At 62.4% G+C, this 22,725-nt stretch carries 17 protein-coding genes and 1 pseudogene; 11 read left to right on the forward strand and 7 right to left on the reverse strand.

Features of this window, described 5'->3' with window-relative positions; genetic code table 11:
* Nucleotides 1-15: 15 nt before the first annotated feature.
* Together fliD and NMB41_RS06020 are read left to right on the forward strand one after the other, a co-directional pair.
* On the forward strand, nucleotides 16-1,368 hold the full coding sequence (fliD, locus tag NMB41_RS06015; RefSeq protein ID WP_494381566.1) for a flagellar filament capping protein FliD: 1,353 nt from the start codon (nucleotides 16-18) through the stop codon (nucleotides 1,366-1,368).
* 78 nt (nucleotides 1,369-1,446) lie between these two features.
* Complete coding sequence (locus tag NMB41_RS06020) at nucleotides 1,447-2,514, forward strand: glycosyltransferase (RefSeq protein WP_494381567.1); 1,068 nt, start codon at nucleotides 1,447-1,449, stop codon at nucleotides 2,512-2,514.
* Nucleotides 2,515-3,209: 695 nt separating this feature from the next.
* Here the strand turns inward: NMB41_RS06020 and NMB41_RS06025 are convergent.
* The 5 genes from NMB41_RS06025 to NMB41_RS06045 all read right to left on the reverse strand — a co-directional run bounded on the left by NMB41_RS06025 (nucleotide 3,210) and on the right by NMB41_RS06045 (nucleotide 8,281).
* Nucleotides 3,210-3,866, reverse strand: coding sequence for a glycosyltransferase family 32 protein (locus tag NMB41_RS06025; RefSeq protein ID WP_494381568.1), 657 nt, complete (start codon nucleotides 3,864-3,866; stop codon nucleotides 3,210-3,212).
* 22 nt (nucleotides 3,867-3,888) lie between these two features.
* On the reverse strand, nucleotides 3,889-5,457 hold the full coding sequence (locus NMB41_RS06030) for a GGDEF domain-containing protein (protein ID WP_494381569.1): 1,569 nt from the start codon (nucleotides 5,455-5,457) through the stop codon (nucleotides 3,889-3,891).
* A 101-nt stretch (nucleotides 5,458-5,558) separates the two neighbouring features.
* The gene (locus tag NMB41_RS06035) at nucleotides 5,559-6,206 is read right to left on the reverse strand and encodes a response regulator (RefSeq protein WP_494381570.1); all 648 of its coding nucleotides are present in this window, start codon (nucleotides 6,204-6,206) and stop codon (nucleotides 5,559-5,561) included.
* Between the two features lie 12 nt (nucleotides 6,207-6,218).
* Complete coding sequence (locus tag NMB41_RS06040; RefSeq protein ID WP_494381571.1) at nucleotides 6,219-7,673, reverse strand: sensor histidine kinase; 1,455 nt, start codon at nucleotides 7,671-7,673, stop codon at nucleotides 6,219-6,221.
* Nucleotides 7,670-8,281, reverse strand: a complete 612-nt coding sequence (locus NMB41_RS06045) for a hypothetical protein (RefSeq protein WP_494381572.1) — start codon at nucleotides 8,279-8,281, stop codon at nucleotides 7,670-7,672. The genes NMB41_RS06040 and NMB41_RS06045 overlap by 4 nt, the downstream gene beginning before the upstream one ends.
* 98 nt (nucleotides 8,282-8,379) lie before the next feature.
* Here NMB41_RS06045 and greB point away from each other — a divergent pair, with 98 nt between their 5' ends.
* The 4 genes from greB (at nucleotide 8,380) to NMB41_RS06065 (ending at nucleotide 13,823) form a co-directional block, all read left to right on the forward strand.
* Entirely contained in the window at nucleotides 8,380-8,946 is a 567-nt protein-coding gene (gene greB, locus NMB41_RS06050; protein WP_494381573.1) for a transcription elongation factor GreB, read from the forward strand.
* A 46-nt stretch (nucleotides 8,947-8,992) separates the two neighbouring features.
* Complete coding sequence (locus NMB41_RS06055; RefSeq protein WP_494381574.1) at nucleotides 8,993-9,634, forward strand: biliverdin-producing heme oxygenase; 642 nt, start codon at nucleotides 8,993-8,995, stop codon at nucleotides 9,632-9,634.
* Between the two features lie 61 nt (nucleotides 9,635-9,695).
* Nucleotides 9,696-12,101: a DNA polymerase II gene (locus NMB41_RS06060; protein ID WP_494381575.1), complete on the forward strand. Its 2,406-nt coding sequence runs from the start codon at nucleotides 9,696-9,698 to the stop codon at nucleotides 12,099-12,101.
* Between the two features lie 393 nt (nucleotides 12,102-12,494).
* Nucleotides 12,495-13,823, forward strand: a complete 1,329-nt coding sequence (locus NMB41_RS06065) for an IS4 family transposase (RefSeq protein WP_494381576.1) — start codon at nucleotides 12,495-12,497, stop codon at nucleotides 13,821-13,823.
* A gap of 48 nt (nucleotides 13,824-13,871) precedes the next feature.
* Here the strand turns inward: NMB41_RS06065 and NMB41_RS06070 are convergent.
* Nucleotides 13,872-14,459: pseudogene (locus NMB41_RS06070) on the reverse strand (ACT domain-containing protein); the annotation flags it as partial.
* A gap of 88 nt (nucleotides 14,460-14,547) precedes the next feature.
* Between NMB41_RS06070 and NMB41_RS06075 the strand changes: the two are divergent.
* From NMB41_RS06075 to NMB41_RS06095, 5 genes are all read left to right on the forward strand, one after another.
* A complete protein-coding gene (locus tag NMB41_RS06075) occupies nucleotides 14,548-14,646 on the forward strand; it encodes a DUF2798 domain-containing protein (protein WP_494381577.1) in 99 nt (32 codons plus the stop codon).
* Nucleotides 14,647-14,822: 176 nt separating this feature from the next.
* Nucleotides 14,823-17,621 carry a type VI secretion system Vgr family protein gene (locus tag NMB41_RS06080; protein WP_494381578.1) on the forward strand — a complete coding sequence of 933 codons (2,799 nt, stop codon included), beginning with the start codon at nucleotides 14,823-14,825 and terminating at the stop codon, nucleotides 17,619-17,621.
* A 13-nt stretch (nucleotides 17,622-17,634) separates the two neighbouring features.
* Nucleotides 17,635-19,122, forward strand: a complete 1,488-nt coding sequence (locus NMB41_RS06085; RefSeq protein ID WP_494381579.1) for a hypothetical protein — start codon at nucleotides 17,635-17,637, stop codon at nucleotides 19,120-19,122.
* A 143-nt stretch (nucleotides 19,123-19,265) separates the two neighbouring features.
* Nucleotides 19,266-19,751, forward strand: coding sequence for a hypothetical protein (locus NMB41_RS06090; protein WP_494381580.1), 486 nt, complete (start codon nucleotides 19,266-19,268; stop codon nucleotides 19,749-19,751).
* A gap of 152 nt (nucleotides 19,752-19,903) precedes the next feature.
* The gene (locus NMB41_RS06095; RefSeq protein ID WP_494381581.1) at nucleotides 19,904-20,392 is read left to right on the forward strand and encodes a hypothetical protein; all 489 of its coding nucleotides are present in this window, start codon (nucleotides 19,904-19,906) and stop codon (nucleotides 20,390-20,392) included.
* A gap of 88 nt (nucleotides 20,393-20,480) precedes the next feature.
* On the opposite strand, the gene NMB41_RS06100 is transcribed toward NMB41_RS06095, so the two are convergent.
* On the reverse strand, nucleotides 20,481-22,721 hold the full coding sequence (locus tag NMB41_RS06100; RefSeq protein WP_494381582.1) for a RelA/SpoT family protein: 2,241 nt from the start codon (nucleotides 22,719-22,721) through the stop codon (nucleotides 20,481-20,483).
* Between the last annotated feature and the right edge of the window lie 4 nt (nucleotides 22,722-22,725).

The raw sequence follows: 22,725 nt of genomic DNA on the forward strand, positions 1-22,725 counted from the left end.
TGATGGGAGAACGAGATGGGAATTAGTGCTGCAGGCATGGTATCCGGCCTCGATGTCGATGGCCTGGTCACGTCGCTGATGTCGATCGAACAGCAGCCGCTGGCGAACTTGCAGGCCAAGCAGACCAGCTACCAGTCCAAGCTGTCGGCGTTCGGCACGCTCAAGAGTGCGGTGTCCGCTTTCCAGACTGCGGTCAAGAACGTCTCCGGCGATGCGCTCAAGGCGCTCACGAGCACGTCCAGCAAACCCGATATCGTCGGCGTGAGCACCGTGAAGGGCAGCGGCGCGGCGGCGGGCAGCTATTCCATCGAAGTGACCCAGCTGGCGCAGGCCGAGAAGCGGGTGTCGGCGGGCTTCGATACCAGCGTGCCGATCTCCATGACCGACACGATGACGATCAGCGTCGGCGGCAAGCCCGTCCCGGTCGTGCTGACCGACACCACGCTGGCCGGACTGAGCGCTGCGATCAACAAGGCCAACGCCGGCGTCACCGCCACCGTCCTCAACGACGGCACCCAGGATCACCTGGTCATTACCGGCAATGCAAGCGGCAAGGACAATAAAATCGACATCGTCGCCTCCGGCGGCCTGGCGCAATTCGACACCACGTCGCCCACGACGACGATGAAGCAGCAGCAGGCGCCCCTGGATGCCGAACTCAATATCGACGGCATCAAGGTCACGAAGCCATCGAATACCGTCACCGACGCCATCAAGGGAGTGACCCTGAACCTGGCGCAGACCAATGCCGGCAGCCCGGTCAAGGTCACGATCGGGACCGACAAGGCGGCCGTGACGACCGCCATCACGGCCTTCGTCGACGCCTACAATACGCTGGCGACCGCCGTGAACAAGCAGACCGCCTTCAACAGCGCGACCGGCAAAGGGGCGGTGCTCAATGGCGACGCCTCGGCGCGTTCGATCCTGACGAATATCCGCGCCGAGCTCGGCAAGGCCGTGGGCGATGCCGGCGGCCTGAAAAGCCTGTCGGATATCGGCATTGCCTTCCAGCGCGACGGTACCCTGAAGATGGAAAAACCGGCCAAGCTCGATGCGGCGCTGACGAGCAATTTCGAGTCCGTTTCCAGCCTGTTCTCGTCGACCTCCGGCGTTGGCACACGGCTGGTCAAGGTCACGGAAGAGATGCTGAGCAGCAAAGGCGTGTTCCAGAACCGCACCGAAGGCTTGAACGCAACCATCCGCAGTTTCGGGAAAAGCAGTGAGCGGATGGAACTGCAGCTGGCGCAGACCGAGAAGCGCTACCGCGCGCAGTTCACCGCGCTCGACTCGATGATGGTCAACATGCAGAGCATGAGCAGCTACATGTCGCAGCAGCTCGCTGCGCTGGCCGCCAACAGCGGTTACTGATCGCCCGCCCGGCGGGTGCGACAGGGCGGCCGTCGATGGCCGCCTTTCTTCTTTTCTTTTCCTTCGCCTGAATTGCCGATGACACGCCTGGCCCTTGTCATGATCGTGCGCGACGAAGCCGCGCGCATCGCACGCTGTCTCGATTCGGCGCGCGCGCTGGTCGACGACATCGTCGTGCTCGACACCGGCTCGCTCGACGATACCGCCGCCATTGCCCGTGCCCGCGGGGCGCGCGTCTTTGCCTTCGACTGGTGCGACGATTTCGCCGCCGCGCGCAACGCCGCGCTGGCGTATTCCGACGCCGACTGGAACCTCGTGCTCGATGCCGACGAGTGGATCGATGCCGCCGCGCGCCGCGCCGTGCTCGAACCGCTATTGGCCGCTGCGCCCTGCATCGGCCTGCTGCCTGTCGACAGCAGCTTCGACCTGCAGGGACGGGTCGAACATTCGGTGAACTGGATCCCGCGCCTGTTGCCGCGCGGGGTGCGCTACGCGGGCCGCATCCATGAACAACCCGTGTCCGCCTTGCCGCGCCAGCGAATTGTCCTGCCGGTCGGGCACGACGGCTATCGTCTGGACGCCCTCGAACGCAAGCATGGCCGCAATGACGCGCTGCTGCGCCGGGCGCTATGCGATGCGCCCGGCGACCCCTACCTGCTGTACCAGCTCGGCAAGAACGACGAGGTGTATGGGGCGCATGAAGCAGCTGTCGGACACTTCCTCGCGGCGCTGGCCGCATGCGGCCCCGATGCCTCCTTCCGCCACGACCTGACGGTGCGCACCCTGTTCTGCCTGAAAAAGGCGGGACGCCACGCGGACGCCGTTCAGCTGGCCGAGGCCGAGACGGCGCGCTGGAGCGAGTCGCCGGATTTCTACTTTGTGCTGGGCGATGTGCTGCTCGACTGGGCCGGCTGCGAGCCGGGCCGGGCGGGCGAATTGCTGCCGATGGTCGAAGGGTGCTGGCAGCGCTGCCTGGAACTGGGGGAGCGCGAGGAGCTCGATGGCGCCGTGGCGGGGCGTGGCAGCTATCTTGCGGCGCACAATCTGGCCGTCCTGTACGGCAGCCTTGGGATGGCGGACGAGGCCGCGTACCATGGGGAACTGGCGAGGCAGAGGCCGGGCGGCCCCAGCCTGCAGAGTGCCTAGGCTTCCGGGTTGCTCATCACCGCGAGCAGCGAAATATTGTTGAAGAACCACATTCCATCGATACGCCACGGCGTGTATTTGGTAATCACGTTCGAGAACGTAAATGGGGGTATACCAGCAGTTGTGGTCGGGATGCACGACCTCGACGAAAGTCTCGGATTCCTTGATGTAGCCGAAATGGCGCTGGTGGCACTGGAAGGCGTCCGGCACCGTCATGACGATGGTATGCGCTTTCAGGGAATGCAGCTGGCCCAGGAAGCCGGCAACGTCCGGCACGTGCTCCATTACCTCGGGCACCAAGATCAGGTCGTATTCGTCGGTCAGGTCGGCGAAATTCGAATACAGCTTGCCGCGGGTATAAGGCGCGAGCGCCTCCAGGGCCTCGGCATGGATGTCGAAGCCGTCGAGCACGGCGCAATGCGGTTCGAGGAACAGGTGGAGCGAGGTCTTCGGATCGGTGATCGGCCAATCGGCGCAGCCGATATGCAGCACGCGCTGGCCTGCGCACAGGGCCTTGAACACATCGGGGCGGCTGGACCCGACGAGACTGCTGCTGACCTGTACGCGCTGCACGAAGTAAGGGGCATGCTGCGATTCCTGCAGGCCGCTGCCAGGTATGACGGCCGGCACGGGCGCGGAACGGCGCGGCGGCGCGGCAGGAGGCGCGGGCGGCAACGCTGGCGCCGCCACGGCACTCAAGGGAGCGCCGGATGCATCGAACTCGGTGCGGTAGAGTTCCGCATAATTTTTCTTCGTGCTCCCCCACATCTGGCGCGCATAACCGGACCCGGGCCGTCGTACACCACGCCGGTAAAATGCTCCGGGATGAAATAGTGACTCGGCAGGATGCGCAGGGCGTGATAGGCGTAGCGCCGGTACGAATCCGTCAGCCGCTGCGGGCCGACGCTGATCCAGGCCCGGGTCTCGATGACCGATGGTTCAGCCCGGATGTCGAGAACGATCTGGCCGACAAAGGCATTGCCCGCGCAAGCGCCGACATAGCCGGCTGCGATCAGCCCCGGCCGCGCGATCTCGCTTTCCCAGCAGGCGAATGCCTCGCAGTCCAGCAGCGATTCGTCCAGCGGGTGCACGCAGACACTGTCGGCATCGATCACGATCCCGCCTTCGCCGTACAGGATTTCCCAGCGCATCATGTCGGCCACGCCGTTGAGTTCGCGGCTGAACATTTTCTGCATGTGCGCGCCGTTCTCCCATTCACGCTCTTGCAGCGCCGCGTTACCCCACAGCCTGATTTCCCAGTCCGGATGGTGATCGATCCAGGTTTGAATACAGTTGTCAGGGCGGATGCTCTCGTCGCCAACCCAGATGAAATGCAGGATTTTAGGGATCATACCGGTCTCGGGAATGTGTTCTTCAATCAGCGACGACGACGCGGTTCTTGCCCGTCTGCTTGGCCTGGTACATCGCCCGGTCGACGCGCGCCAGCAGGCTGGCCTGGTCTTCGTTCGGCAGGCGCAGCGCCACGCCCGCCGAGAAGGTAATCAACAGCTTCTCATTATCGTGCATGAAGAAATGCTTGGTCAGTTCGCGCTGCAGGCGCGTCATGGTCAGCTCGGCCGCCTCGATGCTGGTCTCGGGCAGGATGATCAGGAATTCCTCGCCGCCGAAACGGGCGATCACGTCCATCGAGCGCAGCGTCGCCTTCACGACCTTGGCCAGGTGGCGCAGGGCGTTGTCGCCGGCCAGGTGGCCGTAGGTGTCGTTCAAGCGCTTGAAGTTGTCGAGGTCGAGCAGGGCCACGCACAGCGGCGTATTGCGGCGGTCGGCGCGCGCGCTTTCGCGTTCGAACACGTCGTCCAGGCCGCGCCGGTTCAGGGTGCCGGTCAGCTGGTCTTCGCGCACCAGTTCGCTCATGTGCTGGAGCTTGGCTTCCAGCTCCTTGATCCTGCTTTCCGCTTCCTGCACTTCACGGTGCGCGGCCAGCATGCGGTCGCGCGAAGCGAGCGCCTCGGCCTGCGCCTGCTTCGTTTCGCTCAGCACTTCGTCCAGCACTTCGTTCAGTTCGGTGATGTTGCCGGCGTCGCGGATGCGCTCCGAAAAGCCGCCCAGCTTGTCGTGGTAGTCGGCCGTCGACGCCGCCACCGAACCGAGCCGGTCGATGAAGGTCATCATCATGTTCTTGACGGTTGCTTTCACGTCCGACAAGGTGTGCTTGAGTTGCCCCTGCTTGTAGATCACGTCCTTCAAACTGCGCGTGGCGTCTTCCAGCGCGCGCTGGTCGATCGGACCGGCGATCAGTTCCTGCACGGCCTCGATCTGGCCGCGCATCCAGCTGTCGTCGTCCAGCAGTTCGCTGACGTTCTCGAGCAGCAGTTTGAACAGGCGCAGCAGCAGTTCCTGCTGTTCGCCGGTGTCGCCGCTGTGCAGTTCGATCTGGAAGCACAGTTCCTTCAGGCCGGTCGCGATTTCCTGCAGCGCCGCCTCCCCGTGGGCGATTTTGACGGCCGCGCCGAGCGATTCGGCTTCTTTTGCCAGCGTCGGGCTGGCCGGCAGCAGCGAGGCGAGGGCGAAGGCCAACGTGCGGCTGAGCAGTTCGCGCAGCAGCTTGGTGTCGTTGCTTTCCATGCCATAGGTGACGCCCGGCGGAATTCCGCGCCGCAGGTGCTTTTCCACCAGCTGCGACAGGGCGCGCGCGTAGGCGTCCCAGTCGCGTCCCTTCACCGCCCGGTTCAGGCGGCGGCCGTATTCGGCCAGTTCGCCAGGCGTATCGGTCAGCTGGGTGGCGAAGTCGGCGAGCACGACTTCGGCCGCGCCATGTTGTGCTACGGGGGCGGCGGCGGGTTTCGGCACGCCGGCGATCTCGTCATAGATGTCGCGGTAGGCGTCCGGCGTCGGTGCGATGCGACGCGTGGCCAGTCGTTTGAATGCCTCGCGCGCGATGTCGACGGGATTCTGGGCGGGAGGGGCGGAGTGATTGGACATGATGCAAAGGCCAGGTATTTACTATTGCGTAATGATAAGCACCTTTTCTTTTCGGCATTGTCCGAAAAGAGAGTGAAAAGCGCCTCACTTAGGGGGAATGCCTACTCGACCAGCTGGTTGCGGATCGCGTAATGGGTCAGCTCGGCGCTGGTTTTCAGGTTCATCTTGGCCAGCAGCCGCGCCCGGTATTCGCTCACCGTCTTGACCGACAGCGACAGTTCGCGGGCGATCTCGCTGACCGTCTTGCCCGAGGCGATCATGGTCAGGGTCTGGAATTCGCGGTCCGACAGGCCGTCGTGCGGCGCGCCTTCGTGGTCCGCGCCGACCTGGCTGGCCAGGGCCTGGGCCAGCGTGGCGCTGACATATTTCTGGCCGCCCGCGACCTGGCGGATGGCAGTGACGAGCTCGCGCGGCGCGCTCTGCTTGGTCAGATAGCCCGCGGCGCCTGCTTTCAGGGCGCGGATCGCGTACTGGTCTTCGCGGTGCATCGACAGCATCAGCACGGCCAGTTCGGGGCGCTCCTGCTTGATCTGTTTCAGCACGTCGATGCCGTTACGGTCGGGCATCGAGATATCGAGCAACATCACGTGGCAGCGCGATTTGCGGAACAGCTTGATCGCATCGAGCCCGTTTTCTGCTTCGCCGGCGACGACGATGTCGCGCTGCTCGGCCAGGATCTGTTTCAAACCTTCGCGCACGATGGCATGGTCGTCGGCGATGAATACGCGGATGGTGGCTTTGTCGGTCATTGTTCCCTGATGCTAAGCGCTACGGGCCGGCGGGGGCGCCAGCCTGATCTTGATCGTCACCATCGTGCCACCTCCGGGCGCCGCCGACAAGGTCAACGTGCCGCCCAGCGCGCGCGCGCGTTCGCTCATGCCGCGCAGCCCGAACGAAGCCGGCTTCAAACGGTCGGCCGGTGCGATGCCGCGGCCGTTGTCGCAAATGGCCAGGGTCAGGTGCTGGCGCTGGCGCCGCAGCGTCACGGTTACGCGGGTCGCGCCGGCGTGCTTCGTCACATTCGTCAGCGCTTCCTGGAAGATGCGGAACAGCGCCGCCGCATGGTCCGTGTCGAGCTCGATCTCGCGCTCGGCGCTGCGGAAGATGCAGGCGATGCCCGAGCCCTTTTCGAATTCGCGTGCCTGCCACTCGAGCGCGGCGACGATGCCCAGGTCCAGCGTCGAAGGCCGCAGGTCGAGCGAGATGCGGTGCACGGCGTCGATCGTGCGGTCGACCAGGTCGTCGAGATAGCTGGCTTTTTCCAGCAGCGCGGGCTGCTCCGGCGGCAGGCGCGCGGCCAGCATCGACAGCGCCATCTTGATGGCGGTGAGGTTGCCGCCCAGGTCGTCGTGGATTTCGCGCGCGATGCGTGCCCGTTCCTGCTCCTTCACCTGCTCGATGTGGTCGGTCAGTTCGGCCAGGCGCGCGCGCGACCGCAGCGCGTCCTGCTGCTCGATCTTGCTGTCGGTGATATTGGTCATGATGCCGTCCCACTGCACCCCGCCCGCGGGCGCCGCATGCGGCGTGGCGCGCAGGTTGATCCATTTGACGTCTTTCCAGGCGTCGATCCAGATCCGTCCCTCCCAGTTCCAGCTCGAGAGCGATATTTTCGACACCGCCATCGCTTCCAGGTAGCCCTTGCGGTCTTCCGGCAGGATCAGGCGCAGGAACAGGTCCGGGTCCTGCTGCAGCTGGGCCGGCTGCACCCCGAGCAGGGGCGCGCAGCCTTCGCTCAGGTAAGGGTAGGCGTGGCGTCCGTCGGCGCCGAGCAGGAACTGGTAGACCAGGCCGGGCGTGTGGTTGACGATGGCGTTAAAACGGGCCTGGTACTGTGCGAGCGTGTTCGATGCCGCCAGCTCCGGCGAAAGGTCGTCGCCGATCGCCAGCAGCAGCGCACGGCCGTCGCGACGGGTGCGCAGGAAAGTCAGCTTGGCCGGGTAGCTGCTGCCGTCGGCGCGGCGCAGCTCGGTGCGCAGGCAGCGCGGCTCGCCCAGGTCTTCGGCCAGGTTGTCCAGCAGCGCCCGCAGGTCGGCTTCGCCCAGGCTGGGGACGATGTCGCAGGCGCGCATGCTCGCCAGGGCCGCCGCGTCGTAGCCGAGGTTGGCGCGCGCGCTGGCGTTGAACTCGACCAGGGCCAGCGTGGCGGCGTCGAACAGCAGGATCTCGGCCGGGACGGCATGCATGGGCGCAGCCAGCAGCGGCTCGACGGTCGTCATCCTTCGCTCCCCGGTTTGCGGCGCCGGCGCCAGAGCGAGACGAAGCGGCGCAGGGCGCGCGCGCTGCGCGTGGCATGGCAGCTGCCGAAGGGAATCGACGGTTTGAGTTGATAGCGCAGCCGGCGCAGGGCACGGCGCAGGTTCGACAGGGAGCGGCGCGCGTGGCTGTACATTGGGCTGGCCCGCAGGCGGGCGATGAGCTGGTCTTTGAACATAATGAAGCGATTGTGCCACCGCGCGAACCAGATGAGCGCCAGCAAGGACGGCAGAGTCAGCACATAGATGCGCGCCACCACCATCGCACCGCCCACCTTGGCCACGATAAACACCGCCAGGCCCATGAGCGGATGGCCGTGCGCGATCGCCAGCAGCGCCAGTAGTTTGATTGGCAGCAGCAGCAAGCCGGGCAGGGCGAAGGCCAGCAGCGCCACATACGGCGGCAGGCGGCGGAGCAGGGACTCGAGCGCGCGCAGCGGCGGCCAGGTGGCCATCGCCCCGGCGCAGCGGCTGCCGGTTTCCCACAGCCACTGCTCGGCCAGCAGCAGCAAGGCCACCAGGTAGAGCAGTGGGGCCAGCAGCATGGCGCGCGTGGGATGAGGGCTTGTCATTACGTGCATGATACGGCATTGGCGCCGCGAAACCTTCGGCCACGCTGAGCGCCGGCAACGGTTTCTCGGGGCGCGCGAACTGCGGCTACAATGGACGAATGAACAAGGCATTTGTAAAAGAGTCCGACAACGACGACGATGAAGACGCCGTCGCACTGGCGCAGGCGATTCCGCCGGGCGCCAAGAATTACATCACCCCTGCCGGCTATCAGACCATCAAGGACGAGCTGCTGCAGCTGATCGACGTCGACCGCCCGGAAGTGGTGCGCATCGTGCACTGGGCCGCCTCGAACGGCGACCGCTCGGAAAACGGCGACTACATCTACGGCAAGCGCCGCCTGCGCGAGATCGACCGCCGCATCCGCTTCCTCACCAAGCGCATGGATTCGGCCGCCATCGTCGACCCGAGCGTGCATTACGGGAACGACCAGGTCTTTTTCGGCGCCACCGTCACCTATCTCAACAAGTCAGGGGAAGAGCATACCGTCAACATCGTCGGCATCGACGAGCTCGACCCGCTGAAAGGCAAGATCAGCTGGGTCTCGCCAGTGGCGCGTGCGCTGACCAAGGCGCGCGAGGGCGACCTCGTCACGCTGGAAACGCCGCAGGGCAGCGAAGAACTCGAAATCGTCTCGGTCGCGTACCCGGAGCCGATCACCGACTAGGCTGGTAAGATGGCGAGTTGCTCTCGATAATGCTCGTACGCCTTCCATGAACCGTTCCCCCGACACCGCACCCGCGCCCGACGTCCTGGCCGCGCTGCGGCATGCCACCGCCGCCCGCCACGAACGGCTCGACAGCGCGCTGCCGCTCTCTAGCCTCGACGCCACGCTGGCCGACTACGCCGCGCACCTGCACTTGCTGCAGGACTGGCTGGCGCCCCTGCAGGCCTGGCTGAACGGCTATGGCGACGGGCCGCAAGGTCCCGCCGGGCTCGCGCCGGCGCCGCACCTGGCGCTGATCGAGGCCGACCTGGCCGAGTCTTCGCTGGCCGGTTATGACGGCGCCGAACACCTCGATGCAACACCCTGGCCGCACGATGCCAGCGCCGCCTACCGCTGGGGCGTGGCCTATGTCGTCGAAGGCTCGCAGCTGGGCGGCGCGGTCCTCTATAAACGTCTCGCGCAGCAATTGGCGCCGCATCCGCTGCACTACCTGCGCGGCGCGGGCGAGGGCGGGCCGGGCCCGCGCTGGCGCGCCTTCATGCTGGCGCTACGTGAAGAGGTGAATACGCCGGAGGCCAGCATTGAGGCCTGCGCGGGCGCCTGCGATGCGTTCGATCGGATTCTGGCGCTGGCGTTCGGCCCGGATTCAGGACAAACACGATTCCCATTGGAACGGCACGAGCTTTGATGCGAATAAACTGCCGCCTTTGGCCCAGTGGATCGCATGGCATCGCATCACATAACTATCCATGAGTGACACAGCGAGTCAGGGCTTCCTGCTCACGCGCCACTGGCGCGATGCCGGCAACCACGGCGACGATGGGATCGGCGGCGTCGAGGTCGAGCTCTGGCTCGCCACCGACGACGGTCCACGCCGCCTGCGCCTGCCGGCGGCGGAGGCGGTCGCCTTTGTCCCGGCCGAGCAGGAGTCAGCGGTGCGGAGCCTGTTGCAGCGGGAACGCGGTGTCGAACTGCGCCCGCTGGCCTTGTGCGACTTCCGCGGGCGTCCTGTGCTTGGGCTGTACTGCCGCCACTACCGCCATCTGCTGCGGCTGGAGAAACGCCTGCGTGAGCACGGGATCGACGTCTACGAGGCGGACATCCGTCCGCCCGAGCGCTACCTGATGGAGCGCTTCATCACGGCGCCGGTGGCGTTTACGGGCACGCCGGCCCCCGACGACCCCGCGCTGCTCCTGGCCGCACACCTGAAACCGGCGCCCGGCTACCGTCCGCGGCTGCGCACCGTCTCGCTCGACATCGAGACCACCATGCAGGGCGAGTTGCGCTCGATCGGCCTGGAAGGCTGCGGCCAGCGCCAGGTGTACATGCTGGGACCGCCGAATGGCGACCCAACCGGGCTCGATTTCGATCTGGAGTATTGCGACACCCGCCTGGCATTGCTGGAGAAGCTGGAAGCGTGGATGACGCGCCACGATCCGGACGCCATCATCGGCTGGAGCGTGATCGGGTTCGACCTGCGCGTGCTGCACGAGCACGCCGAACGCCTGCGGCATCCCTTGCGCATTGGCCGCGGGGGCGCATCGATGGAATGGCGCACGAATGCCAAGGCCAGCTCGGAGCGCGAGGCGCGTTATTTCGCGGGCCTGCCGGGCCGGCTGGTCATCGACGGCATCGAGGCGCTGCGCTCGGCCACCTGGAGCTTCCCTTCGTTCAGCCTGGAGAACGTGGCGCAAACCCTCCTGGGCGAGGGTAAAGCAATCGATCATCCCTACGACCGCATGGCCTCCATCGACCGCATGTTCGCGCAGGACAAGCCGGCCCTGGCGCGCTACAACCTGAAGGACTGCGAACTGGTCACCCGCATTTTCGAGAAGACCGGTTTGATGACCTTCCTGCTGGAGCGCGCCAGCGTCACCGGCCTGGCGGCGGACCGCAGCGGCGGATCGGTCGCCGCGTTCGAGCACGCCTACATTCCGCTGATGCATCGCCTGGGCCGGGTGGCGCCCAACATCGGCGACGTGCCCGGTGCGGACAGCCCGGGCGGCTTCGTCATGGATTCGCGTTCGGGCCTCTACGATTCGGTGCTGGTGCTCGACTACAAAAGCCTCTACCCGTCGATCATCCGCACCTTCCTGATCGATCCGGTGGGGCTGGTGGCGGGGCTGGAGAAGCTTGAGGCCGACACCGTGCCGGGCTTTCGCGGCGCGCACTTTTCGCGCACCCGGCACTGCCTGCCCGGCATCGTCAAGCGCGTGTGGGAGGACCGGGACGCGGCCAAGCGCGCCGGGAACCAGCCATTGTCGCAGGCCCTGAAGATCATCATGAACGCCATGTACGGCGTGCTCGGGACCACCGGCTGCCGCTTCTTCGATGCGCGGCTGGCTTCTTCGATCACCATGCGCGGCCACGAGATCATGCACCGCACGCGCGCGCTGATCGAGGCGCGCGGCTACCAGGTCATCTACGGCGACACGGACTCCACTTTCGTGTGGTTAGGTGAGGCCCATGCCGACGTTGACGCGCTGCGCATCGGGCGCGAACTGGTCGAGCATGTGAATGGCTGGTGGCGTACGCACCTGCGCGACGAGCTCGGGCTCGAGAGTGCGCTCGAGCTGGAGTACGACACCCATTTCCGGCGCTTCCTGATGCCGACCGTGCGCGGCTCCGACGAAGGCAGCAAGAAGCGCTATGCCGGCCTGGCCGGCACGCCCGGCGGTGGCGAGGAGATCGTGTACAAGGGCCTGGAGACGGTGCGCACCGACTGGACTCCGCTGGCGCAGCAGTTCCAGCAGGGCCTGTTCGGCCGCATCTTCCGGCGCGAACCCTACGAGGACTACGTGCGCGACTACGTGGCGTCTACCCTGCGCGGAGACTTCGACGACCTGCTCGTCTACCGCAAGCGTTTGCGCCGGCCGCTGCAGGAATACGAACGCAACGTGCCGCCCCACGTGCGCGCCGCGCGCATGGCCGACGACTTCCATATCGCCCAAGGCCGGGGAGCGCAATACCGCAACGGAGGCTGGATCCGCTACCTGATAACGACCGCCGGGCCCGAACCGATGGAAGCTTTGCGTTCGCCGGTCGACTACGAACACTACCTGGTCAAGCAGCTGGAACCCGTTGCCGACGGCATCCTGCCTTTTGTCGGCGACAGTTTCGCGCGCCTTACCAGCCCGCAGGGCGCGTTATTTTGACGCCATTCCCGGATTAACTACACTGCGCCTTTGATTTTTACGTGCTGCATACAATGCTTACTCAACAAGGCGAAGCTTGTTGATTGCTTGAACGGATGACTTCAGCAAATCGTTTTGTAGCGGTCACCTGCATTCGGCGGGCGCCAAGCGCTCGACGCCGAGGCCGTCAAGCCGGTTTGCGAACGGGCCTATGCCTTCCTGTGCGAGCAAAAGGAAGACAAGCTGGCCGAGGAATATGCCGAGCGTTGGCGGCGCCAGAATGCGCTGGGCGCGGCAGGCGCATGATTAATGAAAAAGCCCACTGAATAGTGTAATGCCGTTCAGTTAAGACTGAACGGCATTTTTCTTTTGTGGTGTTGTAAACGTTAGCTCAGGCTGTTAACCTGCGTCACCATGTTTGATGACGCGCTCCATTTTCTTGTACAAGCTCAGGAAGCCCCGGATTGGGCGCGCCTGGGACAGCACTTGCCGTACGAGTGGATTGAGCAAGCGGTTACTTACACAGGAAAGGCGAGCATCCGGCAGCGCCGTTTGCCAGCCGAGCAAGTGGTGTGGCTGGTCGTCGCTTTGGCACTGTATCGTCATCAGTCCATTAGCGAAGTCGTGGACGACCTGGATTTGGCGCTGCCGGATGCACAGGCACCGTTCGTCAGCAAAAGCGCAGTAGCGCAAGCGCGGCAGCGTCTTGGCGCCGAGCCGCTACGGGCACTGTTCGATATATCAGCGAAGGCATGGTCGGAACAGGATCGCAAGCAATACCTGTTCAAGGGGTTGAGCCTGTTTGCGATGGACGGCACGACGCTCAAGACTGCCGACACCGCCGAGCACCGTGAGCATTTCGGCGAGCAGGTATATCCCAGCGGCCGGATCTCGAGCTATCCGCAAGTACGCGGCGTGACCTTGACCGCAGTACCGACCCACTTGATTCGCGACGCGAAATTTGGCCCTTACGGGATCAGCGAGATGCTCTATGCCAAAGAGCTGCTTGCATCGATTCCGGATGACTCCCTTACCGCTTTCGACAAAGGTTTTTTGTCGGCCGAAATTCTGTGTGGGCTGACCAAGGGCGGCGTCAACAGACACTTCATCATTCCATCCAAGGCTAACACCAAATGGGAAGTCGTCGGCGGCACACCTGACGATGCCGTCATTGAAATGAAGGTATCGCCCCAAGCACGCAAGAAGTGTCCAGATTTGCCTGAAACATGGCGCGTCCGTGCCATCACGATCATTGATCAGAGTGCACGCAAACACGTACTGCTCACATCGTTGTTTGACACCAAGCGCTACACGGGCAAGGACATCGCCGCTTGCTACACGCAACGCTGGCGGATCGAGACGAGCTACCGCGAACTCAAGCAAACGATGATGGGCATGGCCTTAACACTACGTAGTCGCACCGTCGAGGGCGTCTATCAGGAAATTTGGGGCGCCCTAACTGCCTACAACTTGATACGGCTGGAGATGGCCAAGGCCGCACTCGAAGTGAAATGCGAACCGACCGAGATCAGCTTCATCCGCGCCTTTCACGTCATCCAGTACGAACTGCATTGGGCAGCGGTGACCCGAGCATACGGCAAGCTGCCTGCCTTGATGCAGCGTCTTCGCCAACGCCTGGTGATGCTCCTGAATGAAGAACGGCCCGGTCGAAAAATCGACCGGGCCGTCAAAGCCTTACCTCAGCGTTATACCGTCCGTGTGCTAAAAAGAGACCTTAACTGAACGGCATTACACTGAATAGTGGGCTTTTTGATGAGTACAGATACTGAATCAGGCGCGCTCGCGCTCGACCCGGTTCACGCCCGCCACGCGCCGCAGGTTACGGATCAAGTGCGCCAGGTGCACCCTGTCCTTCACCTGGATCGTGAAGCGCAGCTGGGTCATCATGTTCTCGTCGTCCTCGTCCATGCCGACATAGGTGATGTTGCCGTCGGACTCGCCGATTTCCGCCGCCACGCGCGCAAGGATGCCTTTTTCGTTGTTGATCAACAGGCGGATGCGGCAGTCGAAGCGGCGGTTCAGTTCCTCGCCCCACTGCACGGCGATCCAGCGGTCCGGTTCCTTCACACGCAGGCGTTTTGCAGGCAGGCAGTCGCAGGTGTGCACGACCAGGCCCTGGTCGCGGCGCAGCTGGCCCGTGATCTGGTCGCCCGGGATCGGCAGGCAGCAGGGCGCCAGTTGCACCGAGACGCCTTCGCTGCCGTAGATCGTCACCGGATCGATGTCGCCGGCCATCGGCATGTTCGACGACGGCACGGCGGCCGACTCGCCTTCGATCAGGCCGAAGATGTGGCGCGCGACGAGTGCCGGCATGCGCTTGCCGATGCCGATGTCGGCGTACAGCTCGTCCATCGACTGTACCGGGAATGTCATGCAATCCGACCGAAAAACTTTGCTAGCCCGAATCCACATTACGTTCGTGTTAGCCGTCTGCATGCTCGGCATCATGTCCCTCATCGTCCTCGGCCCGACCGCCTTCTGGCTCAGCGTCTGGCCAAAAAAGTTCCTGTTTGCCTGGCCGATCGCCTTCGTCCTGACCTGTTAGTGAGCGAGTTCGGGTTTCAATCGCGCCGGTCCGTGGAACTTCAGTATTCAGACTAGGCTCCTTGAAGAAAACTTGATTCGTGTCAAATGTAGTTAGCTAATCTGCGAGCTTGAGCTCGAGTTCGCTAAGATCGATATTTCTTGGCGCAAATCTCATGACCGTAAGGAGTTCTGCAGATGACAAACGCCCATGAGTCGGTCGTTCAGACGAAAGCTTTCTCTGAGTCTGCGTCATCGCGTCCGTATGGTGCTGGGCTGAGTCAGCAGAGCAGGCTCATCACCTTGGTAACGTCCCAGAACTGTGGACTTCCAGAGTCGCTGGTGGCGGAACAGTTTGCCGGGCGTGAAGCGGTCAACGAGCTGTTCAGTTTCGAAATCGACGCCCTGAGCGTGTCGACGGACCTCGATCTGTCCAGCTTTATCGGTGAACAGCTCACAGTCACCCTGTTGCAGCCTGCTGGTGGCCGGCGCGCCTGGCACGGCATGTGTACTCATGCATTCTGGTCCGGTGCAGACGGTGGGGTAGCCCGTTACCGGTTACGGATGGAGCCTGCTTTGTCGCTACTCGCCCTTCGCCAGGATTGCTATATATTCCAAGGCAAGAACGTGCGCGAAATCGTCACCGAGCTTCTAGCCGATTACCCGCAAGTCCGCTTCGATTTCGACATCACGCAAGAGTTGCTCATCCGTCCGATCTGTACGCAATACCGGGAAACTGATTTTGAATTCTTCGGGCGCTTGCTAGCGTCGGAAGGGCTGAACTGGCGTTTCGAGCACGACCAGGTGGGCTTTGACGATCGCGACCGTCTTGGGCATGCAACGCATCGGCTGGTCATTTTCGACAGCAGGGCAAGGGCGCCCGCGATGCCCGATGGACGAGCTATCCGTTTCCACGGAGTGCGGGCGACAGATACTGACGACGCGATTGATGCGTTCTCGGCGCGCAGACGCGTGTCGGGCAACGCAGTAGCCATCAGCAGTTGGAACCCGTCGCAACTGCTTGCCCCGGGCGCTGAACTGGAATCCATTCTGGATGCGGGCGAACTGCCTGTGCTCCAGACTTACGACGGCAGCGGTGAAGGCGACACGGGAAGCGCCGAGGCCGCCCGACAGGGCGAACTCATGCTGCAGGCGCTGGAGTTGAAGAATAAGTTCTTCCAGGGTGCCGGCGCGGTTCGGCGACTGCGCCCAGGCCACGCGTTTCTACTTACCCAACACGACAGGTATCCGGAGGGGCGGAATAGCTTTAACGTACTTTGGGTGCGCCACGAAGCGCGCAATAACTTCGATACCGGGATCGCCAGCGCCGCAGCCAACACAGTCGAGAACGGCACTTACCGGAACACATTCGCGTGTGTCCGCGATGAGGTCGCCATTGTTCCCGACAGAATGGCGCTCACCTATCCCTGTACAGCCCAAGGACCACAGGCAGCGCTCGTGGTCGGTTTGGCCGGCTCCGTGGTGACAACGACACGCGACCACCAGGTGAAGGTCCAGTTCGCATGGCAGCGTGGTGGCGAACCAAACGCAGGCGGGCTTGAGCACAATACCGATCATCAAGGCAACGCACCAGGTGACGAGAGGTCTGGAACCTGGGTTCGCGTCGCCGAGGCCTTGGCCGGTCCCAATTGGGGAACGCAATTCACGCCGCGCATCGGAACCGAAGTGCTGGTCGACTTCATTGAGGGCAACATCGACCGGCCTGTGATTGTCGCCCAGCTTTACACAGGTGCCGACTTGCCGCCGTTTGCGGCTGGCGTCGATTCCGGCGTCAACCATGCCGGCATGCTATCGGGCATCCACACGACGAGCTTCGACGGCAGCGGCTACAACCAGTGGCAACTCGACGATACGAACGGCCAGTTACGTACGCGTCTTGCGAGCAGCAGCGCGACAACCGAATTGAACCTCGGGTACCTGATTCAGCAGGCCGCGTCATCTGCCCAGCGCGGCGGCTATCGCGGCAGCGGCTTCGAGCTGCGCACGGATGCATGGGCCGTGCTGCGGGGAGGCGAAGGGGTATTGCTGTCGACCAGTACGCGGGCGCGGCAGGGAAGCGGCGTCACATCCACACAGATGGATGCGGCTGAGGCGGTATCGCTGTTGAAGGGCGCACAGTCGCTGGGCAACACGCTGAGCGAAGTTGCGAATCAGCAACAGGCGCTGGTCAGCAAGGACGCTGCGAAAGCGCAGGTCGATTTTATCGAACAGCTCGATCCGAAGGCCAAGGGCAAGTATACGGGTGCGATCAACGGACAGCAGGCTGTCAAGGCGAAGAACGGATCGCGTGACCTCGATGCCGGGCAAGCGGTCGAGAAGTTCGGATCGTCGATCGTGCTGATGGATTCGGCAGCCAGCATCAATTGGGCGACGCCGGCATCGACTGTTATCTTCGCTGGACAGCAGATGCACTGGACTATGCAATCGGATCTGCACATGACGGCAGCGCATACCGTATCGTCAGTCGCTGGCAGCGCTGCGAATTTCTTCGCCCATTCAGGGGGTATCCAGGCCATCGCCGCGAATGGCCCGGTATCTTTGCAGGCTCATACCAATCAGCTGGAAATTCTAGCGGACCAAGCCGTTACCGTCATATCGGTCAACGACAGCATCGAGATCAGCGCCAAGGAAAAGATCGTGCTGCAGGCGGGGAAATGCGCGGTCACGCTCGACGGACAAAATATCACTTTCGCATGCCCTGGGAAATTCTCAGTCAAGGGCGGGAAGCATTTGTTTGACGCCGGTGCTCGTAAAGAGGCATCAGTTACAAGGCTACCCGACAGCCGATTGAAGCTTTTCGACGAAGGTTTCGTTTTGCGGGACGAGGACACAGGCTCGCCCCTACCGAACTATCCCTACCGAATCGTCCGAGCGGATGGATCAATCGAGGCTGGAATAACGGACGCGGAAGGTCGGACACACGTCGTTTCCTCGGCCGAAATTGAGGAGATAAACATCGAGATTCCTCGCCTATAAAGGTTTCTTTTCCATGGCCACCACAAAATTCAAGAATGCGGGAAACGCCAGTACCAACCCTGTCGAGAACAAGGTTCGAAAGGAGATCAGGGTAAAAGTCGGGCCGGCGGGAATCGCCCGGATTGTCTTCCTCAATAGCGACGGTACCGAAGCAAACAGCGTCAAGCAGTTCGTCAACCTGAGCGAGTCGGAGAGCTTTGTGGACGGAAAAATCGTTCCAAATGTCTACCGCGCTGGCGATCAAATCCGACTAAAGGTGCTCTTCAATAAGCCTGGCACTTATCCATTCATGGTCAAGTGCGAACCGCTTGAGGGCAACGCTCGGTACAGTGCAGGAGAGTTGGCGCGGAATGATCGCTTCACCTATCAGAAAGAACAAAAGTCTTACACAACTGGAAGCGATGGAAGCCTGGCCTTGCCGCTCGAAGATTTCTTCGTGGGCGCTGCGGGCAAGGATAGATATGTATTTCGCGCTACCGACGCAAGCGGCGTAACGGTATCGACCGGGAATCTGGAAGTGCACCGGTTGATCTACTACGTAGAGCTAAAGATGCGTTCGCTTACTTCATGTGCGGCCAATCTGGCGCTAGCGGAACAGGTGTACGCAAAGCACCACATCAAACTGCTGAAGTTGCCCGCGGTCGAGATGGCTTTCATGCCCAACATCGGACAGCAGAACGATGTTGACACATTTATGGCCGATGCTAAGAGAGCCTATTCCACGTCGTTAGCTGTCGGAAAGCAGCCTCATGTGATAGCGATTGCGTACACCGGGCACTTAGCAGTAAAGAAAACAAATCTGCTCGTTCCAAAGTTGTCAGTTGCGGTCGGGCCGGGAAGCTCACCAGTGCTAATTGCTATCCTTAAAAAGGGGAGGGGCTCCGAAATTCCGGAGTCTTATTATTTGTGGCAGGGCCTCGTGCCAGGGGAAAGCTGGCTCGTGTCAGCCAGATTTATTAAAAATGGGGGGGCGCCCGCCGATGCAATCAGCATCCCGCCCGAGAAATGCACTCCAGTGTCAAGCAGTGCTGCCTCTCCTCACGGGGCTCAAGTCGTGCAAATTGACGTAAGCGCGCTGCCGCATGCGATTGGCACTATCGAGCTCGTCGTAAATATTGTCGACAGGATGCGAGGCGGAATTTCATTCCCTGGCGGGAACCTGATTTGCGTTTGCACAAAAGCATGGTGGTCGACCGTTGACACTAAAATGCAGAACGAAGTGATCGTCCACGAATTAGGGCACAAAATGGGCATGGTGGCAGATGGTCGCGGGAAGCTGCCTGACAAAATTGTTAGTCTGTACGACGATGCGAAAGGACACCGTGGAAACCATTGCTTTTATGGCCTTCCTGCGACTCAGACCCGTTATGACTCCGATGCCGACCTAAGCGGTTCCAAGTGCGTAATGTATGGTGCAGCCAATGAACTTAGCGACTTCTGCGTCAATTGCGCGCCGGCTGTTTCGAAAGTCGATTTGAGCGACGGCTGGGACCCGTTTTAATGTGCTCTTGGTCTCAATTACTCGCGACTGCCGTTTGCGTCTTGAGCCTACCGGTAATCGTCAGCGGCAACGCTCTATCCCAACAACCCGATTCGTCGGTCGCTCATCCGGCCACCCCGTCCAGTTCAACGCTAAACAAAATTATGACCGACGACAAAATGTTCGAGAACGTGCCATTTGACACGAATAAGCAGACGGCCTGCTCCCCGGCAGACCCAGGAATCGATTGGCTTGGAGTCAAAGTGCGCGCCCCTTCGCAAGTTTTTATACCCGACAAAGGCGCTTCCCACTCGGCGCTCATCATGCCTTTGTGCGGGATTTATACTATGAACGTCGCAAAGGCAATACGGCATCCCTGGCCGCTAATGCTGATCGTTACCGACATTGCAACTGGAATAACGTACCGTGGTCCGATCGTCGATCGAGACCCGCACCCGAGAGTCCCGCCCCCACCGTCGCCCCCCCTTAATCCCGCTGACTATGAAGATCAGGACTTCGGCAGCTACTTCAACTTCGATGTAGCGTCGTATGTGTCGCTGCCGCTGCAGGCCGCGCGTTATCGCGTAAAGGTCGAGTGGCATGGCTATGAGTCGAACGAGGTAATCATCGCTGTTGTTCAGCGTCCGTAGCGATCATTCTGATGCGCTCCCTGGCCCCCTTATTCGCCGCCGCTGTTTGCGTTCTGTATTTGCCTGCACACGCAAGCAATTACCCTCTATCCCAACAAACCTCGTCGCCTGTCCAGCACCCGACGACCTTGCGCAGCTTAATGGTGGACAAAATGATGACAGATGACAAAGCATTCGACCAGGTACCGTTTGACACGGAAGAGCAGAATGCTTGCTCGCCGCCAGATCCTGGTTTTGGCTGGCGTGGGCTGAAGGTGCGCGCCCCTTCGCAGGTTGTCTTGCCTGGCAAGGACGCACTACGATCGGTGCTGCGCATTCCCTTGTGCGGGATATATTGCCTGGACCTTGTCAAAGTGATGCAACATCCTGGGCGAATGATGTTGGTCGTTACCGACGATATCTCTGGAAAAACGTATCGGGGCGCAATCGTGGATCGAGATCCAAACCCGACAATTCCTCCGCCGCGCTCGGCTCCGATTGATCCCGCCATCTACGAAAATCAAGCGTTTGGTAGCTACCTTAACGTCGATGTGGCGTCCTACGTAGCGCTGCCCTTGCAGCCTGCCCGCTATCGCGTGAAGGTCGAATGGTCGGGCTACGAGTCGAACGAGGTAAGCGTTGAAGTTGTCCAGCGCCGCTAACCGCGCATAGGTCTTATGGCGCCTGCGGTCGAGCCGATACGAGGTAGCAGTTCAAAAGGGGGGGCTGTTCGCCCCCCCCGGCTGCAAGTCAGGCCCGCTCGCGCTCGACCCGGTTCACGCCCGCCACGCGCCGCAAGTTGCGGATCAAGTGCGCCAGGTGCACCCTGTCCTTCACCTGGATCGTGAAGCGCAGCTGCGTCATCATGTTCTCGTCGTCCTCGTCCATGCCGACATAGGTGATGTTGCCGTCGGACTCGCCGATCTCGGCCGCCACGCGCGCGAGAATGCCTTTTTCGTTGTTGATCAACAGGCGGATGCGGCAGTCGAAGCGGCGGTTCAGCTCCTCGCCCCATTGCACGGCGATCCAGCGGTCCGGCTCTTTCACACGCAGGCGTTTTGCAGGCAGGCAGTCGCAGGTGTGCACGACCAGGCCCTGGTCGCGGCGCAGCTGGCCCGTGATCTGGTCGCCGGGGATCGGCAGGCAGCAGGGCGCCAGTTGCACCGAGACGCCTTCGCTGCCGTAGATCGTCACCGGATCGATGTCGCCCGCCAGCGGCATGTTCGACGACGGCACGGTGGCCGACTCGCCTTCGATCAGGCCGAAGATGTGGCGCGCGACCAGCGCCGGCATGCGCTTGCCGATGCCGATGTCGGCGTACAGCTCGTCCATCGACTTGGCCGACGATTCATTGAGCAGGCGCTCGATCGTGGTCGACGACAGCGCCGGCTCGATATTGCGCGCGGCGAGCGCCTGGCCCAGCAATTCCTGGCCCAGTTCCACCGACTCGTTGACGTTGATCGTGCGCAGGTGATGGCGGATCGCCGAGCGTGCCTTGCCGGTGCGCACATAGCTGAGCCAGACCGGGCTCGGGCGCGATTCGGCGTCGGTCACGATCTCGACGATGTCGCCGTTGTGCAGCTCGGTGCGCAGGTGCTGGGTTTCGTTGTTGATCTTGACCGCCACCGTGTGGTCGCCGATGCCGGTGTGGATCGAGTAGGCGAAATCGAGCGCCGTGGCGCCGCGCGGCAGGGCGATGATCTTCGACTTCGGCGTGAACACATAGACCGAGTCCGGGAACAGGTCGACCTTGACGTGTTCGAGGAATTCGGCCGAGTCGCCGGTCTGCTGCTGGATGTCGAGCAGCGACTGCAGCCAGGCGTGGGTACGCTGCTGCAGGTCCGACATGTTCTGGTCGCCCGTCTTGTACAGCCAGTGCGCGGCCACGCCGGATTCGGCGGTACGGTGCATGTCCTGGGTGCGGATCTGGAATTCGACCGGGGTGCCGTAAGGACCGATCAGGGTCGTGTGCAGCGACTGGTAGCCGTTCAGTTTGCGGATCGCGATGTAATCCTTGAACTTGCCCGGCATCGGCTTGTACAGGCCGTGCAGGGTGCCCAGCGTGACGTAACAGTTCGGCACCGTGTCGACCACGATGCGGAAGCCATACACGTCGAGCACCTGCGAGAACGACAGGTGCTTGTTACGCATCTTTTTATAGATGCCAAACAGCGTCTTTTCGCGGCCGTAGACTTCGGCGTGGATGCCGCCGATCGAGAGCGTGTGCTTGACCGCTTCCAGGATCTTCTTGACCACTTCGCGCCGGTTGCCGCGCGCCGCCTTCACCGCTTTTGACAGCGTGCGGTAGCGCAGCGGGTACAGGTGCGAGAAGGCGAGGTCCTGCAGCTCGCGGTAGATGTTGTTCAGGCCGAGGCGGTGCGCGATCGGCACGTAGACTTCCATCGTCTCGCCCGCGATGCGGCGCTTCTTGGCCGGCGCCATCACGCCCAGCGTGCGCATGTTGTGCAGGCGGTCGGCCAGCTTGATCAGGATAACGCGCACGTCCGACGCCATGGCCAGCAGCATCTTGCGGAAGTTTTCCGCCTGCGCCTCGACCAGGCTCTGGAACTCGATCTTTTCCAGCTTGGACAGGCCGTCCACTAAGGTGGCGACCGGCGCGCCGAAGCGTTCGATCAGCTCTTCCTTCTTGACGTCCTGGTCTTCGATCACGTCATGCAGCAGCGCGGCCATGATGGCCTGGGCATCGAGCTTCCACTCGGCACAGATTTCGGCGACGGCGATCGGATGGGAGATATACGGCTCGCCCGACTTGCGGACCTGGCCCAGATGCATCTCGTCAGAGAAGCGGTAGGCTTCCTTGACCTTCTTGAGTTCGGCGGGGGTGAGGTAGTCCGAGAGCTTGTCGATCAGGTAGGTGACCGAGGCGACACCGATGGCGTTGGGCTCAGGGACTTCTTGCGGCTTGCCCGGGCGTTTGGCCCGGGTGGTGGTATTGCCTGAATGAGTCGAGTCCGGGGGAAGCAGGTTCATGTTA

This window comes from Massilia sp. FBCC-B171 (genome assembly GCF_059134155.1).

Bases quoted from the DNA above. Each gene is read 5' to 3' on its own strand.
- NMB41_RS06040 (WP_494381571.1), bottom strand. From the start codon at position 7,673: ATGACGACCGTCGAGCCGCTGCTGGCTGCGCCCATGCATGCCGTCCCG.
- NMB41_RS06080 (WP_494381578.1), top strand. From the start codon at position 14,823: ATGACAAACGCCCATGAGTCGGTCGTTCAGACGAAAGCTTTCTCTGAG.
- NMB41_RS06085 (WP_494381579.1), top strand. From the start codon at position 17,635: ATGGCCACCACAAAATTCAAGAATGCGGGAAACGCCAGTACCAACCCT.
- NMB41_RS06020 (WP_494381567.1), top strand. From the start codon at position 1,447: ATGACACGCCTGGCCCTTGTCATGATCGTGCGCGACGAAGCCGCGCGC.
- NMB41_RS06100 (WP_494381582.1), bottom strand. From the start codon at position 22,721: ATGAACCTGCTTCCCCCGGACTCGACTCATTCAGGCAATACCACCACC.
- NMB41_RS06060 (WP_494381575.1), top strand. From the start codon at position 9,696: ATGAGTGACACAGCGAGTCAGGGCTTCCTGCTCACGCGCCACTGGCGC.
- NMB41_RS06030 (WP_494381569.1), bottom strand. From the start codon at position 5,457: ATGTCCAATCACTCCGCCCCTCCCGCCCAGAATCCCGTCGACATCGCG.
- NMB41_RS06065 (WP_494381576.1), top strand. From the start codon at position 12,495: ATGTTTGATGACGCGCTCCATTTTCTTGTACAAGCTCAGGAAGCCCCG.
- greB (WP_494381573.1), top strand. From the start codon at position 8,380: ATGAACAAGGCATTTGTAAAAGAGTCCGACAACGACGACGATGAAGAC.
- fliD (WP_494381566.1), top strand. From the start codon at position 16: ATGGGAATTAGTGCTGCAGGCATGGTATCCGGCCTCGATGTCGATGGC.
- NMB41_RS06055 (WP_494381574.1), top strand. From the start codon at position 8,993: ATGAACCGTTCCCCCGACACCGCACCCGCGCCCGACGTCCTGGCCGCG.
- NMB41_RS06095 (WP_494381581.1), top strand. From the start codon at position 19,904: ATGATGACAGATGACAAAGCATTCGACCAGGTACCGTTTGACACGGAA.
- NMB41_RS06075 (WP_494381577.1), top strand. From the start codon at position 14,548: ATGTCCCTCATCGTCCTCGGCCCGACCGCCTTCTGGCTCAGCGTCTGG.
- NMB41_RS06025 (WP_494381568.1), bottom strand. From the start codon at position 3,866: ATGATCCCTAAAATCCTGCATTTCATCTGGGTTGGCGACGAGAGCATC.
- NMB41_RS06035 (WP_494381570.1), bottom strand. From the start codon at position 6,206: ATGACCGACAAAGCCACCATCCGCGTATTCATCGCCGACGACCATGCC.
- NMB41_RS06090 (WP_494381580.1), top strand. From the start codon at position 19,266: ATGACCGACGACAAAATGTTCGAGAACGTGCCATTTGACACGAATAAG.
- NMB41_RS06045 (WP_494381572.1), bottom strand. From the start codon at position 8,281: ATGACAAGCCCTCATCCCACGCGCGCCATGCTGCTGGCCCCACTGCTC.